The organism is Saccharothrix carnea (assembly GCF_003014735.1).
Taxonomy (GTDB): Bacteria; Actinomycetota; Actinomycetes; order Mycobacteriales; family Pseudonocardiaceae; genus Actinosynnema; species Actinosynnema carneum.
Genome location: NZ_PYAX01000005.1, coordinates 189406 through 204546 on the forward strand (window position 1 = coordinate 189406; position 15141 = coordinate 204546).

Genomic DNA, 15141 nt, shown 5'->3' on the forward strand with positions numbered 1-15141 from the left:
CGTGTGAGGGGCCGGCGGGCGGTGGTCGTGGCACTGGCCGCGCTGTCGCTCGCCGCCTGCACGGCCCGGGTCGAGGGCGTGCCGGACGCGGAGGTCGTCCGCCCCTCCCTCACGCCGACCGCCGACCAGCTGCCCAAGGCCGGTCAGTGCACCGACACCGGCCTGGAGGTGCTCGACTGCAAAACCGGGCACGAGGCCGAGGTGACCGAGGTCGGCGAGCTGGACGGCCTGGGCGGCGAGTACCCGGGCGACCGGGACCTGCGCCGTGCCGCGCTGCCCGCGTGCCGTGCCGCGCTCACCGCGTACCTGGGCAGCGCCGACCACGACGCCACCCGGCTGCGGGCCCACGCGTTCTGGCCGAGCCGTGACGGCTGGGCGAAGGGCGACCGCTGGCGCGTGTGCACGGTGGTGGAGCTGAAGCCGGACGGCACCAGGGTGCGGCGCGAGACCAGCGCCAAGGACCTGCTCAAGGCGGCCGGGTTCGGCACGGTGCAGCTGTGCGCGACGACGTCACCGGGCGAGGCCAAGGACCCCGGGATCACCACCTGCGACCAGCCGCACAAGGCCGAAGCCGTGCCGGGGGTGCTCGCGCTGGGTAGCCCACAGGACCCGGCGCCGTCGCTGGAGCAGGTGAACGCCAAGGCGGCCGAGCACTGTGCGCGGGCCGTCACGAACTACGTCGGCGCGCCGCGCGAGGACGTCTTCGCGTCCTGGCGCGCGTTCGGCAGCCAGGCGTGGTCCGAGGGCTACACGTCGGCGATCTGCTACGCCGAGGCGACGCGACCGTTCAGCGGCCGGCTGTGGGGCCTGGGGCGCAACCCGCTGCCCGCCTGAGGACAACCGACCCACAGGCTGTGCACAGCTCTGTCCACAACCTGTGGACAACTACGCCCGGCGCCACGCCAGCAACAGCAGCAACACGCCCACCACGACCGGGATGCCGCTCTCGAACATCGTCCTGAGCACGGGCAAGAAGGGGAAAGCCTCCAGTTCGTACAGCACCGAACCGGACAGGGCGGCGAGTCCGATGGTCAGCGGCGCGGCTGGGGACAGCTTCCCCACGCACACCATGCCCACCACGAATCCCACGACCGCCAGGGCCACCAGACCCTCGACCCGCGCGCCGTCCGCGAGGAGGTCGAGGGCGAAGGCCGTCACGAATACGGCCGCCGCCGCGCCGACCGCCCCGAGCAGGACGCCGGCCACGTGCCACCACGGTGATACCCGTCTTCGGACGGGCTCAACCACCTCACCCGTCGGGAGGTACCGCACGGTCCCGGTACCCGATCCGGCCTGCACCTCACGCACGGGGTCGTAGTGCAGGCCACCGAGGAAATCGTCTCGCTGCGCCATCTCTCATTGGTACATCCGGCGCAGTCGGAGAGCGCAGACAGCAACCAAAAAGAGACCCGGTGGACGCCGTTGGCCACCGGGTCTCACGCCGAGAACGTCTCGGGGAGGATGAAGGCTCAGCCGAGGCGGAGCTTCAGCGCCTCCAGTTCGTCACGCAGCGAGGTCGGCACCTTCTCGCCGATCTTGGCGAACCACTCCTCGATCATCGGGATCTCGGCCCGCCACTCGTCGGCGTCGAACCCCAGCGCCGCCTCGACGTCCTCACGCGGCGCGTCCAGGCCTTCCAGGTCCAGCTCGGCCGCGGTCGGCACGTGCCCGATCGGCGTCTCCACCGCGGCGGCCTTGCCCTCGATGCGCTCGACGGCCCACTTCAGCACGCGCGAGTTCTCGCCGAACCCGGGCCACAGGAACCGCTTGTCCTCGCCCCGGCGGAACCAGTTCACGTAGAAGATCTTCGGCAGCTTGTCCGCGTCGGCCGACTTGCCGGTGTCGATCCAGTGCTGGAAGTAGTCGCCGGCGTGGTAGCCGATGAACGGCAGCATCGCCATCGGGTCGCGCCGCACGACACCGGTCTTGCCGACGGCGGCGGCGGTCGTCTCGCTGGACAGGGTGGCGCCCATGAACACGCCGTGCTGCCAGTCGCGCGACTCGGTGATCAGCGGGATCGTGGTGGCGCGGCGACCGCCGAAGAAGATCGCCGAGATCGGCACGCCCTTCGGGTCCTCCCACTCGGGCGCCTTGATGTCGCACTGGGCGATCGGCGTGCAGTAGCGGGAGTTCGGGTGCGACGACAGCTCCTCGCCGCCGGGCGTCCAGTCCTGCTTCTTCCACGAGGTCAGGTGCGCGGGCGGCTCGCCCATGCCCTCCCACCACACGTCGCCGTCGTCGGTCAGCGCGACGTTGGTGAACAGCGAGTTCCCCTTCTCGATGGTGCGCATCGCGTTGGGGTTGGTGTGGTAGTCGGTGCCCGGCGCGACGCCGAAGAAGCCGTTCTCCGGGTTGACCGCGTACAGCCGGCCGTCCTCGCCGAACCGCATCCACGCGATGTCGTCACCCAGGGTCTCGACCTTCCAGCCCGGGATGGTCGGCTCCAGCATGGCGAGGTTGGTCTTGCCGCAGGCGCTGGGGAACGCCGCCGCGATGTAGTACGCCTTCTTCTCCGGCGAGGTCAGCTTGAGGATCAGCATGTGCTCGGCCAGCCAGCCCTCGTCGCGCGCCATCACCGAGGCGATGCGCAGCGAGTAGCACTTCTTGCCCAGCAGCGCGTTGCCGCCGTAGCCGGAGCCGAACGACCAGATCATCCGCTCTTCGGGGAACTGCGTGATGTACTTCGTCTCGTTGCAGGGCCACGGGACGTCGTCCTGGCCGGGCTCCAGCGGCGCGCCGATCGAGTGCAGCGCCTGGACGAAGTCGGCGTCGTCGCCGAATCGCGCCAACGCCTTCGTGCCCATGCGGGTCATGATGTGCATCGAGACGACGACGTACTCGGAGTCCGTGATCTCCACGCCCAGCATCGGCTTCTCGGCGTCGAGCGGGCCCATGCAGAAGGGGATCACGTACATCGTCCGACCGCGCATGCACCCGCGGTACAGCTCGGTCATGGTCGCCTTCATCTCGGCGGGGTCCATCCAGTTGTTCGTGGGTCCCGCGTCCCGCGGGTCCACCGAACAGATGAAGGTGCGCTCCTCGACCCGCGCCACATCGGTGGGATCCGACGCCGCCCAGAACGAGTTGGGTTTCTTCTTCAGCGGAACGAAGGTGCCCGCGTCCACGAGTTTGGCGGTGAGCCGGTTCCACTCGTCCTGGGAGCCGTCGGCCCACACCACTTCATCGGGGCAGGTCAGCTCGGCGACCTCGCGGACCCAGGACAGCAGGCGCGCGTGGGTGGTCGGTGCGTGGTCGAGACCGGGAATGGTCACTGCCGTCATCTCGTCTCGTCTCCTAGCTGAGCGCCAGCCCACGGCGGACCCCGTTGTCCTGGTGGGACGTCCTCTCGGAATGGCTCCGCCCGCCCGGTGGAGGGCGTGCCGTTTAAGGGATAGACGGAGGTTAGCCGGGTTAATCCCGGGTAACGCACATCTGACCTGTCGGCTGGCTCACAAAACCGATTCTGGAATCGATTCAGCACCCGATCACCGCAAATCGGGCTGTGACCTGGGCTTTAGTCACCGGAATGCAAGGGCCGCCGGTGCGTCGATCGCCACACGTTCAGGTGTATGAACGGTAACTGCGTGAGAGCGCTCTCATGGAGCGGCGCAAAAATTGCTGCATCGAAATGCCCGGATTTCTCGACCGTTCCAGAAAGGGCGGTGCGCACACGTTCGGCACTGATTCCGCTTGCGCCCCAACGGATTCACGAACCGGTCACGTCGAGGCGCCGGTAGTACTGGACCTGGGTGAACGGGGTGAAGCCCGCGCGCTCGTAGGTGCGGCGGGCGGGGGCGTGGCCGGGGTCGCCGCCGGTGCCGACGACGGCCAGGGTGACGCCCGCTTCGCGCAGGCGGTCGACCGCGAAGTCGGTGAGGGCGGAGCCGATGCCCTGCCGCTGGTGCGCGGGGTCGACCGCCAGCATGTAGATCTCGCCGTCCGCCACCCGGACCGCGACGAAACCCACGGCGCGGCCGTGCCGGTCGGTCACCCACACGGCGGTCGCGTCGTCCCGGCAGACGTCCTCGACGGCTCGGGCCTGGGTCGACCGCCAGTCCGGGAACAGCGCTTCGTAGATCGGCCCGCCCAGCACGGCGCGGAACGAGTCGAACACCGGAGCCCACGCGCGCAGCGAGAACTCCACGACGGCGGCGATGTCGTCGGTCGTCAACGGGCGGATGACCATGCGGCCATCATCGCGACAGGCACACCGCTCCCGCACCCGGGTTTCGGCGGGGTCGGCCGTGCGCACGGGTCAGTTCGGGCTGATCCACTGACCGGTGACGGAGTCGATGCGCACCACGCCGGACACCGTGACCTTCTCCTCGGACCAGGCCTCGTCGCTGTCGGGCGTGTACTTGCCGTCCTCGCCGATGCGACCGTGCTCGACCTCGGTCCACTCGTCGTCGCCGGTGTGCCGGGACACCGTGACCTCACCGTCCTGGGTGATCTCGGTGGCCAGGTCGGCGTTGCCGTCACCGTCCGCGTCGGTGAACAGCCAGGTGTCGCCGTCCTCGTCCTTCACCACGGCGGTGTCGGCGCGGCCGTCGCCATCGGTGTCCTCGGTGGCGGGGCCGACGTTCTGGTCGGCGCCGTCCTCCGTGTCGACCACGATGGCCTTGCCGGCGTTCGTGTTGGTCTGCTCGCCGCGGTCGTCCGAGGGCTCCACGGCGACCCACTCGCCGGAGTCCTCGTCGAACTCAGCCTGGCCGGTGAGCTCGCCGTCCGCGTCGAACGAGCTCATCAGGTCGGCCTCGCCGTCACCATCGGTGTCGCTGAACGCGAGGTGCCCGCCGTCGTCGGTCTCCACGACCGCGCTCTCCTCGACCCCGTCCTGGTCGAGGTCGTAGGTCGCCTCGGCGGTGTACTCCTCGTCGCCGACCGTGACCTTCAGCTCGCCGTCGGCCGCGCCTGTCTCGTCGATGTACACCGTTCCCACCCTCCTGCGTCCTGTACCACTTGGACTCACGTTATGCCCGTTCGGTTCCGCGGGGGAAGTTCCGGCGCGCGAGCCCACCTGGGCAGGCGATCACGCCCGGTCGCGGACGGCGCGGATGCGGGCCAGCAGTTCGTCCACCTTCGTCCGGCCGGTGGTGAGCTCGGCCAGTCGGCGGGTCACCGCCTGCAGTGCCTTGGCGCGTTCGCCGGCTTCCATGCGCAGTGCCTTGTCCACCTCGCGCAGCTCGGCCTCGATCGCGTCGACCCGCTTGCCCAGCGCGTCGTCCAGCGCCAGGGACAGCTGCTGCTCGGCCTCGATGAGCTGCTCGGCCACCAGCTGGTCCACCGTCGAACGGGCGTCCGCGATGGCGTCCGACAGCCACTGCTTGAGGTGCTGCTTGTCGGCCGAGTGCTTCCTGGTCCGGGCCATCCACCAGCCCGCGCCGAGCCCCAGGGCGATGGTCACCGGCAGCACGATCGGGTTCAGCGCCGCCACCCCGAGCCCGGCCAGCGGCAGCGCGGCCAGCCTGCCCGCGCCCAACCCGCCGGACACGCCCATGAACACCAGCAGCTTGTCCTCGGCGGTGGGTGCGCGCTTCTCCGGCGGGCGCAGCACGACCGGTGGCGTCACGCCGCGGGCGAACTGGCCGCGGATCACGGCCAGCTCCTCCGGCGAGAACAGGTCGGCCAGCGCCGCGTCGGCGACCCGGGACAGCCGCACGGCCAGCCCGGCGCTGATCCGGCCGGACACCACCTGCAACGCCGTGTCGACCTCCTGCGGCAACGCCGCCAGCCGCTCGCGGTCGGCCGAGTCGATGGCCGTGCGGAACCACGTCTGCACGTCCCGCATCTGGCGGCTGACCTCGTGCGCGCCCTCCACCCGGGCCCGCTGCACCTCGCCGCGCAGCCGCACCTGCCAGCTGCGCGTCGACGAACGCCGCTGCGAGTTCAGCTCGTCGCGCCGTCCGCGCAGCGTCTCGGCTTCCTCCTCGCCCGACGACAGCGCGCGCTTGTCCGCCTCGTTGCGCGCGATCAGCTCGTCCAGCACGGTCGCCAGCGCGCGCAGCCCGTTGGCCTCGCCGAGCATCGCCGCCCGGCCGACCACCAGCTCCTGCAACGCCTCCTGCAACGCGCCGATCCCCGACCGGTCGCGCAGCATGGCCGCCGCGTCCGGGTTCGGCGCCTTGGCCGCCAGCTCGAACATCCGCGACGACACCGGGTGGAACACCGCGCCGCGGAACCTCGGCGCGTGCTCGGCCAGCAAGGCCTGGTCGGCCTCCATGACCTGCCGCCAGCCCCGGTACTGGTCGACCTTGGTCAACGCGAACACCACGGTCTCGACGCGTTCGCCGACCGTGCGCAGGAAGTCCAGCTCACCGCGCGTGAACGGGGCCGAGGCGTCGACCACGAACAGCAGCGCGGTCGCCGACGCGGCGGCTTCGGCGGCCAGCTCGCCGTGCACGGAGTCCAGCCCGCCGACCCCCGGGGTGTCCACGACGGACAGTCGCTCCAGCAGCGGGATCGGTGCCTCGACCTCGACGTACCGGGGCGGCAGCATGCCCTCGGGCAGCTCGTGCGCGGCCGACACCCAGTTCACGATCTCGGACCGCTCGAACGGCACCGGCGACATCGACCCGGCGTAGCAGGCGCGGGCCGACCACTCCGCACCGTGCCGGAACACCAGGTAGGTCGCGGTGGCCACCTCGGCGTCGACCGGTGACAGGTTCGGCGTCGCCAGCAGGGCGTTGACCAGCGAGCTCTTGCCCCGGTTCGTCTCGCCGACGACGACCACCGACGCCGGACCGGCCTTGCGGGTCTCCACGAACGACGCGGCCGACTGGTCGAGCGCCCGCACCAGGCTGGTCAGCTTCTCCCTGGTCTGCCGGACGACCTGCGGCAGGCTGCTCATCGCGCGGTGTAGACGGTGACGATGGGTGCGCGCAGCGTCCGGCCGCGATCGGCGAAGCCGACCACCTCGGTCTCGGCCACCACGCCGTCCAGCGACGCGTCCCGCGTCGGCACGGTGCCGCCCGCCTCGTGCCGCGACGGGTCGAACCGCTCGCCGTCCGGCCGCACCGCGGTCACGCCGATGGCCGCCAGGCCCTCTTCGAGCCGTTCCACCACCCCGGCGCTGCGGGCGCGGTCCAGCGCGTACAAGCACAGCTGCACCAACGCGCGCCGCTCGGCCAGCGCCTGGTCCAGCAGCTCGTCGGCGATGGTCGTCTCCAGCGTCGTCTCCACAGCGTGGTCGGACGCCGTGCCGCCCTGTTCCGTTCCGCTCATCGCCGTCCCCGCAGTTGTTGCCAGATCAGGAAATACGCCCGGTGCACCACGTGCGCCACCCGGCTCTGCGCGGGCGTGGCGCCGAACGACGCGAACGAGCGCCACCAGCCCGCCCGTTCCAGCGCGTAGGCCATCAGCTCCTGCGGCGGTCTGCCGCGCAGGCCGAGCTGCTCGGACACGTCCGGCGAGCTGCCGAACCGCAGCACCTCTTCCACCAGGTCGTTCGGCATCGCCACGGCGCCGGACGCGACCAGCGTCAACGCCTCCAGCAGCCGCAGCTGGTGCGCCTCGGGCTTGGCCAGCAGCACCTCGATCGCGTCGTGCACGCGCTGCCGCTCGTTCGGGTCACCGGAGGCCGCGGCCAGCGACGTCACCGACGCCAGCGCGGCGGCGGCCTTGATGCCGTCCGCGCGCGACCGGAACACCGCGTTCAGCTTGGCCCGCACGCCGTCCAGCCCGGAGGCGTCGAGCAGCTTGCGGCGCAGCGCGCCCGCGGTGATGCCCGGCTCGGCGTCCACCGCTTCGAGCGCCTTGCGGATGCCGTAGAGGTCGAGCTTCTCCAGCAGCCGGTTGCGGGTGCCGACCGGCACGTCGCACTCCCAGCTCACGAACAGGTCGGCCGAGATCAGCATGGTCTCGCGGGTCGCGTCGTCCAGCTCGGCCAGCTTGCGCAGCGCGTCCGCGTCGGCCGAGGTGAAGCCGCCGGTCTCGGTCGACTCGGCGACCAGGCCGATCACCGGCAGCACGTCGGCGACCCGCGGCTTGAGGGTCAGCGCCTGCCGTTCGGCGAGCAGCACCGCCGCCTGCCACGTGTCGCCGTTCGCGCCCTCGACGGTCTCGGCGGCGATCGTGTCGGCCTTGTTCAGCACCGCGATCGCGTTCACCGGGCCCGCCTCGCGGCTCGCCGTCGCGGCGGTGAACGCGGCCAGCGCCTGCTGGTCGTCCGCGCGCACGCCCTGCGTGACGACGTACAGCACGGCTTCCGCGCCCGCGACCGCGTTGCGCGACACCGGGTCCAGCTCACCGCTCAGCAACGCCTCGGTGCGCGCCACCGACGCCGCGTCGAGCGAACCCAGGCCGGGTGTGTCGATCACGGTCAGGTCCCGCAGCACCGCGTTGGTCAGGTACGCCTCGATGTGCGACACCCGGTCGACGTCCACGCCGAGGTCGGGCGGGATCGAGCCGTTCGCCTCGAACGGCAGCACCTGCTTGCGGCCGTCGCTGAACACCACCTCGATCCGGTCCACCGTGCCGTACTGGAAGCGGGTCACCAGCCGGGTGCACTCGCCCACGTCCGTGGGCGCGACGCGACGCCCGATCAACGCGTTGACCAGGGTCGACTTGCCGGACTTGATCCGACCGGCGACGGCGACCTGCAACGGCGCGGACAGCCGGCGCAGCACCTCGCGGAATCCCGCCGCGGTCGCCGGCGACACCTGCGGCTGCAGGCCGACGCAGAGGTTCGCGACCGCCGCCGAGAGCGGACCGGCGAGCTGCTTGGCCTGCGTCGTCACGCCGGAGATCGTGCCACGTACGGGTGGCGCCCGGTTTGCGAACTCGGCGACCGGGGTATTTCCGCGACCGACGAGGGAGGTCACCCATGGAACAGGGTTACGCGGTGTTCCTGCTGCTCGGCGTGGTGCTGGTGCTGATCGACGGCCAGCTGATCTACCGCAGCGGCAAGGGGTACATGAGCCGCGCGTACGGCGACCCGGAGGCGGCCAGGTCGATGACCCGCCTGGCGACCGTGCTGTTCCACCTCGTGGTGCTCGGGCTGCTCGCCATCGTGTCGATCATCTCGGTCGACACCGGCGACCCCGTCAAGGACATCGTGGTGAAGCTCGGCGTGATGCTCCTGGTCCTGGCGCTGGTGCACGCGGTGACCATGATGGTCCTGGGCCGCATCCGCGACCGGCAGCTCCAGCAGCAGCTGGCCGACGAGATGACCGAGGAGCACCGCCAGTACGAGCAGCAGCGGTCCGTGCCGCCGCAGACCCGGGTCGAGCCGGTGCAGGGCGCTCCCGCACCGCGCGTCGGGGTCGGGGAGAGGGCCGAGGACAAGATCGACCCGACGCAGGTCAAGACCACGAGGTAGGACGAGCCGTTCATCCGCCTGCAGGACTAGGCCAGGGTCAACCCGTGGCGCGACGCGCGTCCCCGCGACCCCTACCTACCCTGGTCACGTGCGGCGGCTGAGCCTGTGGATGCGAGCGCACCCGGTCTTCGGGGATTCCCTGATGGCCGGGTTGCTGCTGTTGTCCGACGTGGTCTCGCTGGCGTCCGGCTGGTCGGCGATCGGTGGTTCCACGCTGCTGTTCGTCGGCGTCCTGCTGGTCGTCCCGGTCGCGTTCCGCCGCAAGTACCCGCTCGGCTCGTCCTACGTGATCCTGTTCGGCGGGATCGTGCAGCTGTTCACCCACGGCGGCCTCGACACCGGGCTGCCGATCCGGATGGGCGACTTCGCGCTGGCCATCGCGCTGTACACGATGGTCGCGTACGTCGGCAGGCGGCAAGGCCTGCTGTACGCGGTCTGGCTCGCCGCCGGCACGTTGCTGTGGGCCCTCGTGCCCATGGGCGGCACGCTCGACGCCGCGTTCGCGGTGTTCGTGATCGCCGTCATCTTCGCGTTCAGCTGGGCGATGGGCGAGTTCGTCGGCGCCCGCCGCGCCTACAACCGGGAGCTGGAGCAGCGGCTCAAGCTGCTGGAGACCGAACGCGACCAGCAGGCGCGGATCGCGGTGGGCGAGGAGCGGTCCCGGATCGCCCGCGAGCTGCACGACGTGGTCGCGCACGCGGTGAGCGTGATGGTGGTGCAGGCGGACGGCGCGAGCTACGCGATCAAGACCAACCCCGACCTGGCCGAGGCCGCCGTGCGGACCATCGCCGACACCGGGCGGCAGGCGTTGACCGAGCTGCGGCGGCTGCTGGGCGTGCTGCGGTCGGAGGACCGGTCGGGCACGCAGTGGGTGCCCCAGCCCGACGCCGGTGACCTGCACGAACTGGCCGAGAACTGCCGTGCCGCCGGGCTGCCGGTCCGGCTGGAGACGCTGGGCGACCTGTCCGCGCTGCCCGCGGGCCTTGGCCTGGGCATCTACCGGATCGTCCAGGAAGCGCTGACCAACACGCTGAAGCACGCGGGCTCCGGCGCCACGGCGACCGTCCGCGTCACGCAGGCGGGTGAGCAGGTCGAGGTCGAGGTGGCCGACGACGGTTTCGGCACGCCGCACGACCTGGTGGCGGTGTCCGGCGGCAACGGCCTGATCGGCATGCGTGAACGCGCCGGGGTGCTCGGCGGCACGCTGGAGGCGGGGCCCAACCCGGGTGGCGGTTGGCGGGTCCGTGCCGTGCTGCCGCTGGTCCCGTCGTAGGGTGCCGGTCGGCGGGGAAAGGTGACTTCGTGATCCGGGTTCTGCTGGTGGACGACCAGGAGCTCATGCGCATGGGCTTCCGGATGGTGCTCGGCGCGCAAGAGGACGTCGATGTGGTCGGCGAGGCGGCCAACGGGCTCGACGCCGTGCAGCTGGCCGACCGGCTGCGGCCGGACGTCGTGCTGATGGACGTGCGCATGCCCGTGCTCGACGGGGTCGAGGCGACCAAGCGGATCGCCGAGGCGGGCACCGCGAAGGTGCTCGTGATGACCACGTTCGACCTGGACGAGTACGCGTTGTCGGCGCTGCGCAACGGCGCGTCCGGCTTCCTGCTCAAGGACACGCCGCCCGGTGACCTGGTGTCGGCGTTGCGCGCGGTGGCCAGCGGCGACGCGGTGGTGTCGCCTTCGGTGACCAAGCGGCTGCTGAGCCGGTTCCTCGGCGAGGGCGGCGGCGAGCTGCGTGACGCGGCGGTGCTGGAGGCGCTGACCGAGCGGGAGCGCGAGGTGCTGGTGCTGATCGCCAAGGGGCTGTCGAACACCGAGATCGCGCGCAAGCTGTTCCTGTCGGAGGCCACGGTGAAGACGCACGTCGGCCGCATCCTGGCCAAGCTCGAGCTGCGCGACCGCGTGCAGGCCGTGGTGCTGGCGTACGAGACGGGGCTGGTCCGACCCGGCGACGTCTGACCGGGCCGGACCAGGTTCACCTCAGCGGTACTGCGCGGCGTCCACCGTCGTCGGGTCGATGCCCGCCTTGAAGACCTCCTCGTACCAGCGGCCCCAGTCCGGCCGCGAGCCGTCCAGGTCGGTGAAGCCGTACTCGCGCATGAGGGTCCACGACGCGAGCGCCTTGCCGGTGAACCGGTGGCGGTCCGGGTCGGCGGCCAGCGCCGCCACGCCGCGGCCCAGGTAGCGCGGCGTCTCGGACATCGCGTAGTGCGGTTCCTTGGCGATCGCGTCGCGCCAGGTCTCCTCGGTGACGCCGAAGTGCTCCAGCATCTGCTCCGACCGCAGGAACCCGGGCGTGACGGCGACCGACGTGCCGCCGAACGGCTCCAGCTCCTTCGCCATCACCGTGCCGATCCGCCGGATCGCGACCTTCACCGAGTCGTAGGCCAGCGACTCGCTGTAGAACTCGTCGCTGTCGCCGTCCGTCACCTCGACGAGCAGCCCGCCCGGCTCGCGGATCAGCAGCGGCAGCAGGCGGTGCAGCGTCACGAAGTGCGCCTCCACGCTGTTGCGCCACATCCGCAGCTGGCGGTCCAGGTCCTGCTCCCAGAACACCTTGAACTCGGTGTCCGCCTCGCCGCCCCACACGTCGTCCACCAGGACGTCGAGCCGCCCCTCGGCTTCGGACTCGATGCGGGCGCGGAACGCGTCCACGTCCGCGGGCACGGTGAAGTCGCACCGCACCGGGATGCCCCGGCCACCCGCCGCCGTGACGAGCTCCGCGGTCTCCTCGATCGTCTCGTCCCGGCCGATCGGCGACTTCCGCTCCCGCGTCGACCGACCGCCGACGAACACCGTCGCGCCCGCCGCGCCCAACTCGACCGCGATGGCGCGTCCCGCGCCCCGCGTCGCCCCCGTGACCACCGCGACCTTGCCGTCCAACGCCTTCATCGTCTCCCCTTCCACGCGTCCAGCACCGCGTCCACGTCCTGCGCCAGCCGGTCGGCCAGCTCGCCGCGCGGCCGGACCGACCAGTCCATCGACACGCCGTAGAGCAACCCGGTGAGCACCCGCCCCGCGCGTTCCGGTGGCGGACCGTGCGGCAGGTCCACCGGTCGGGTGAGTTCCACCACGGTCCGCTCGGTGGCCGCGTACAGCTCGGCGAGCAGTGCGCGCAGCCGCGGGTCGATCAGGTCGACGCCGAGCTGGGCCAGGTGGTTCTGCGCCTCGGCCGGGTCGGTCATGCCCTCGAACCAGGTCAGCAGCGCCGCCCGCAACCCGTCTTCCGGGTCCGCCGCGACGGCTGCCACCTCGTGCATCCGCCGCACGTTCTGCTCCATGGTCTGCCTGGTCAGCGCCTCGAGCAGGCCGCTCTTCGAGCCGAACCGCCCGGCGACCGTGCCCACCGAGACACCCGCCCGCTCGGCCACGTCGGCGATGGTGAAGCCCGGCCCCTTGCGGCCGATCACCTCCGCCGCGGCGGCCAGCAGCCGTTCATCCGTGATCGTCTTCGGTCGTGCCACGCCATTATTGAACCACGGTTCAGTAATGGTCGCCCAGTAGGGTGACACCAGTGACCTGGAGACCACGCCTCATCGCCCTGGACATCGACGGCACGATCACGCCCGTGGGCCGCGAGGAGATCGCGCCCGCCGTGCGCGCGGCGATCGGCCGGGCCGTCGACGACGGCGCCCACGTCGTCCTCTCCACCGGCCGCAGCCTCGTCGGCACCCTGCCGGTCCTGGACGACCTCGGCCTGCGCGGCACCACCGCGATCTGCTCCAACGGCGCGGTCTGGTGGGACACGACCACCCGCGAGGTGATCCGGAAGGTCGAGTTCGACCCCGGGCCTTCGGTCGAACGGCTGCGCGCCCTGCTGCCCGACTCGGTGTTCGCGGTCGAGCTGACCGGGGTGGGCAACCTGGCGTTCGGCCGGTTCCCGGACGGCGACCTGTGGGGCGAGGTGCGGCAGGTGCCGTACGCCGAGCTGGTGTCCACGCCCACGGCACGGCTGGTCACGCGCTGGGTCGGCCGCACGCCGGAGGAGCTGGCGCTGCGGGTGCTGGACGTGGAGCTGCCCGGCGTGACGGCGTCGTGCGACCACAACGAGCCGTGGCTGACGCTCTCGCCTCCCGGCGTGACCAAGGGCGCGGCGCTGGAGGAGCTGCGGTCCAAGCTCGGCGTGTCCGAAGAGGACACGTTGGCCATCGGTGACGGCTCCAACGACGTGGAGATGCTGCGGTGGGCCGCGCACGGCGTCGCCATGGGCCAGGCGCCGGTCGTCGTCCAGGAGGCCGCCGACGAGGTCACCGGCACGATCGTGGAGGACGGCGCGGCGGCCGTGCTGGACCGGTACTTCGGCGCCTAGTGCGGGTGGCCCGCCATCGCGAGGGTGCGCGGGGTCTGGTCCTCGGTGCCCGGCGCGACGATCAAGAACTGGCCCATCATGCCCTTGTCCTCGTGCTTGAGGATGTGGCAGTGGTACATGTACGGGGTCTTCGGGTCGGTGTGCGTGCCGAACTCCACCGCCAGCCGCACCTTCGTCCTCCCCTCCACGAACACGGTGTCCTTCCGGCCGCGCAGGTGCTCGGGCGGCGCCTCGCCGTCGACGTCCAGCACCGTGAACGCCACCTCGTGGATGTGGAAGTTGTGCGAGAAGGTGATGTTGTCGACCTCCCACACCTCGCGCGCACCGGCGGGCACGACCTCGTCGACGCGGGTCATGTCCATGTCCTTGCCGTTGATGTCGGAGCCGCCGAGGGTGAACCTGCGGACCTTGGCGCCGGGCACGATCGGCGGGAGGTCCGCCAGCGTCGCGGGCAGGTCCGGTGAGGGCTCCAGGTTCGCCGCGGCGATCAGCTTGAGCAGGTCGTACTCGCCTTCCTCGACGTCGCTGTCACCGGCGAAGCCGCGCAGGACCACCTGCTCGCCGGGCGTGAAGTCGACCACGACCTCGAACCGCTCGCCGGGGCTGATCCGGAACCGTTGGACCGGTGCGGGCGCGGCCAGCAGGCCCGCGTCCGAGCCGACCACGTGGAACGTGCGGTTGTCGGCGAAGCCGATGCTGTAGACGTGCGCGTTGGAGCCGTTGAGGACGCGGAAGCGCACCTTGGTCGTCGTCACCTCGAAGTACGGGTCGTAGGTGCCGTTGACCAGGACGTCGTCGCCGAGCAGGCCGAACGTGCCGCCGAACGCCTCGTCCAGCTCACCGTCCGCGGTGAACTCCTTGTCCTGCACGATCAGCGGCACGTCGTCCACGCCGTAGGTGCCGGGCAGGTCCGGTGCGCGGTCGTCGTCGAGGATGAACATGCCCGCCAAGCCGCGGTAGACGTGCCGTGACGTCATGCCGTGCGGGTGGGGGTGGTACCAGCAGGTGGCGGCGGGTTGGTCGACCGTCCACTCCGGGTTCCACGTGGCGCCGGGCTCGATCATCTGGTGCGGGCCGCCGTCCATCACCGCGGGCAGCCGCACGCCGTGCCAGTGCAGGGTGGTGGCCTCGGTGAGCTGGTTCACCACGCCCATCGCCACCCGGTCGCCCCGGCGGGCGCGCAACGTCGGGCCGAGGTGGTCGCCGTTGACGCCCCAGGTCGACGCCGTCTTGCCGGGCAGCAGCTCGGCGCGGCCGGCGCGCAGGTGCAGCGGGAAGCGCTTGACGCCGTCCGGGCCGGGCACCGGGTCGAGCACCGGCGGGATGCGCAGGCGGTTGGTGAAGGCCAGCGTGCCGGTGTTGCCGCCCGCACCCGCGCCGCAGCCGGTCACGCCGACCACGCCGGCGAGGCCCAGGAGCCCGGTCAGGGTGAGGAAGCCGCGTCGTCTCATGGTGGCGATCCTGGTTCTCCCGCCACCGGAAAACGTCGGCCGACGACGGTAAACGCCGGGTCGTC

At 71.4% G+C, this 15141-nt stretch carries 15 protein-coding genes; 5 read left to right on the top strand and 10 right to left on the bottom strand.

Going from position 1 to position 15141, the window contains the following annotated elements; genetic code table 11:
- Positions 1 to 3 precede the first annotated feature (3 nt).
- Positions 4 to 834, top strand: coding sequence for a septum formation family protein (locus B0I31_RS15725; protein WP_106616146.1), 831 nt, complete (start codon positions 4 to 6; stop codon positions 832 to 834).
- A gap of 51 nt (positions 835 to 885) precedes the next feature.
- On the opposite strand, the gene B0I31_RS15730 is transcribed toward B0I31_RS15725, so the two are convergent.
- The 7 genes from B0I31_RS15730 to B0I31_RS15760 form a co-directional block, all read right to left on the bottom strand.
- Entirely contained in the window at positions 886 to 1353 is a 468-nt protein-coding gene (locus B0I31_RS15730) for a hypothetical protein (RefSeq protein ID WP_106616147.1), read from the bottom strand.
- 116 nt (positions 1354 to 1469) lie between these two features.
- Complete coding sequence (locus tag B0I31_RS15735) at positions 1470 to 3281, bottom strand: phosphoenolpyruvate carboxykinase (GTP) (protein WP_106616148.1); 1812 nt, start codon at positions 3279 to 3281, stop codon at positions 1470 to 1472.
- Between the two features lie 425 nt (positions 3282 to 3706).
- Positions 3707 to 4186 (bottom strand): GNAT family N-acetyltransferase, encoded by a 480-nt coding sequence (locus B0I31_RS15740; protein ID WP_106616149.1) that lies wholly within the window; start codon positions 4184 to 4186, stop codon positions 3707 to 3709.
- A gap of 69 nt (positions 4187 to 4255) precedes the next feature.
- The gene (locus B0I31_RS15745) at positions 4256 to 4930 is read right to left on the bottom strand and encodes a hypothetical protein (protein ID WP_106616150.1); all 675 of its coding nucleotides are present in this window, start codon (positions 4928 to 4930) and stop codon (positions 4256 to 4258) included.
- A gap of 99 nt (positions 4931 to 5029) precedes the next feature.
- Complete coding sequence (locus B0I31_RS15750) at positions 5030 to 6847, bottom strand: dynamin family protein (protein ID WP_106616151.1); 1818 nt, start codon at positions 6845 to 6847, stop codon at positions 5030 to 5032.
- A complete protein-coding gene (grpE, locus tag B0I31_RS15755) occupies positions 6844 to 7221 on the bottom strand; it encodes a nucleotide exchange factor GrpE (protein ID WP_106616152.1) in 378 nt (125 codons plus the stop codon). The genes B0I31_RS15750 and grpE overlap by 4 nt, the downstream gene beginning before the upstream one ends.
- Positions 7218 to 8735 (bottom strand): dynamin family protein, encoded by a 1518-nt coding sequence (locus B0I31_RS15760; RefSeq protein WP_106616153.1) that lies wholly within the window; start codon positions 8733 to 8735, stop codon positions 7218 to 7220. Before B0I31_RS15760 ends, grpE begins: the two co-directional genes overlap by 4 nt.
- Before the next feature lie 86 nt (positions 8736 to 8821).
- Between B0I31_RS15760 and B0I31_RS15765 the strand changes: the two genes are divergently transcribed.
- The 3 genes from B0I31_RS15765 (at position 8822) to B0I31_RS15775 (ending at position 11275) form a co-directional block, all read left to right on the top strand.
- The gene (locus B0I31_RS15765; protein WP_106616154.1) at positions 8822 to 9316 is read left to right on the top strand and encodes a hypothetical protein; all 495 of its coding nucleotides are present in this window, start codon (positions 8822 to 8824) and stop codon (positions 9314 to 9316) included.
- Positions 9317 to 9404: 88 nt separating this feature from the next.
- Positions 9405 to 10589 (top strand): sensor histidine kinase, encoded by a 1185-nt coding sequence (locus B0I31_RS15770; protein ID WP_425444365.1) that lies wholly within the window; start codon positions 9405 to 9407, stop codon positions 10587 to 10589.
- A gap of 29 nt (positions 10590 to 10618) precedes the next feature.
- Complete coding sequence (locus tag B0I31_RS15775; protein ID WP_106616155.1) at positions 10619 to 11275, top strand: response regulator; 657 nt, start codon at positions 10619 to 10621, stop codon at positions 11273 to 11275.
- Positions 11276 to 11296: 21 nt separating this feature from the next.
- On the opposite strand, the gene B0I31_RS15780 is transcribed toward B0I31_RS15775, so the two are convergent.
- A complete protein-coding gene (locus B0I31_RS15780) occupies positions 11297 to 12208 on the bottom strand; it encodes an SDR family oxidoreductase (RefSeq protein ID WP_106616156.1) in 912 nt (303 codons plus the stop codon).
- Positions 12205 to 12780 carry a TetR/AcrR family transcriptional regulator gene (locus B0I31_RS15785; protein ID WP_106616157.1) on the bottom strand — a complete coding sequence of 192 codons (576 nt, stop codon included), beginning with the start codon at positions 12778 to 12780 and terminating at the stop codon, positions 12205 to 12207. Before B0I31_RS15785 ends, B0I31_RS15780 begins: the two co-directional genes overlap by 4 nt.
- Before the next feature lie 50 nt (positions 12781 to 12830).
- Between B0I31_RS15785 and B0I31_RS15790 the strand changes: the two genes are divergently transcribed.
- Positions 12831 to 13625: an HAD family hydrolase gene (locus tag B0I31_RS15790; RefSeq protein ID WP_106616158.1), complete on the top strand. Its 795-nt coding sequence runs from the start codon at positions 12831 to 12833 to the stop codon at positions 13623 to 13625.
- On the opposite strand, the gene B0I31_RS15795 is transcribed toward B0I31_RS15790, so the two are convergent.
- Entirely contained in the window at positions 13622 to 15076 is a 1455-nt protein-coding gene (locus B0I31_RS15795; RefSeq protein ID WP_106616159.1) for a multicopper oxidase family protein, read from the bottom strand. The two genes, B0I31_RS15790 and B0I31_RS15795, sit on opposite strands and share 4 nt — an antisense overlap.
- Positions 15077 to 15141: the final 65 nt, after the last annotated feature.

What these genes read in the sequence shown, in the direction of transcription:
- B0I31_RS15730 (WP_106616147.1), bottom strand. Translation starts at nt 1,353, where the DNA reads ATGGCGCAGCGAGACGATTTCCTCGGTGGCCTGCACTACGACCCCGTG.
- B0I31_RS15735 (WP_106616148.1), bottom strand. Translation starts at nt 3,281, where the DNA reads ATGACGGCAGTGACCATTCCCGGTCTCGACCACGCACCGACCACCCAC.
- B0I31_RS15740 (WP_106616149.1), bottom strand. Translation starts at nt 4,186, where the DNA reads ATGGTCATCCGCCCGTTGACGACCGACGACATCGCCGCCGTCGTGGAG.
- B0I31_RS15750 (WP_106616151.1), bottom strand. Translation starts at nt 6,847, where the DNA reads ATGAGCAGCCTGCCGCAGGTCGTCCGGCAGACCAGGGAGAAGCTGACC.
- grpE (WP_106616152.1), bottom strand. Translation starts at nt 7,221, where the DNA reads ATGAGCGGAACGGAACAGGGCGGCACGGCGTCCGACCACGCTGTGGAG.
- B0I31_RS15765 (WP_106616154.1), top strand. Translation starts at nt 8,822, where the DNA reads ATGGAACAGGGTTACGCGGTGTTCCTGCTGCTCGGCGTGGTGCTGGTG.
- B0I31_RS15780 (WP_106616156.1), bottom strand. Translation starts at nt 12,208, where the DNA reads ATGAAGGCGTTGGACGGCAAGGTCGCGGTGGTCACGGGGGCGACGCGG.
- B0I31_RS15795 (WP_106616159.1), bottom strand. Translation starts at nt 15,076, where the DNA reads ATGAGACGACGCGGCTTCCTCACCCTGACCGGGCTCCTGGGCCTCGCC.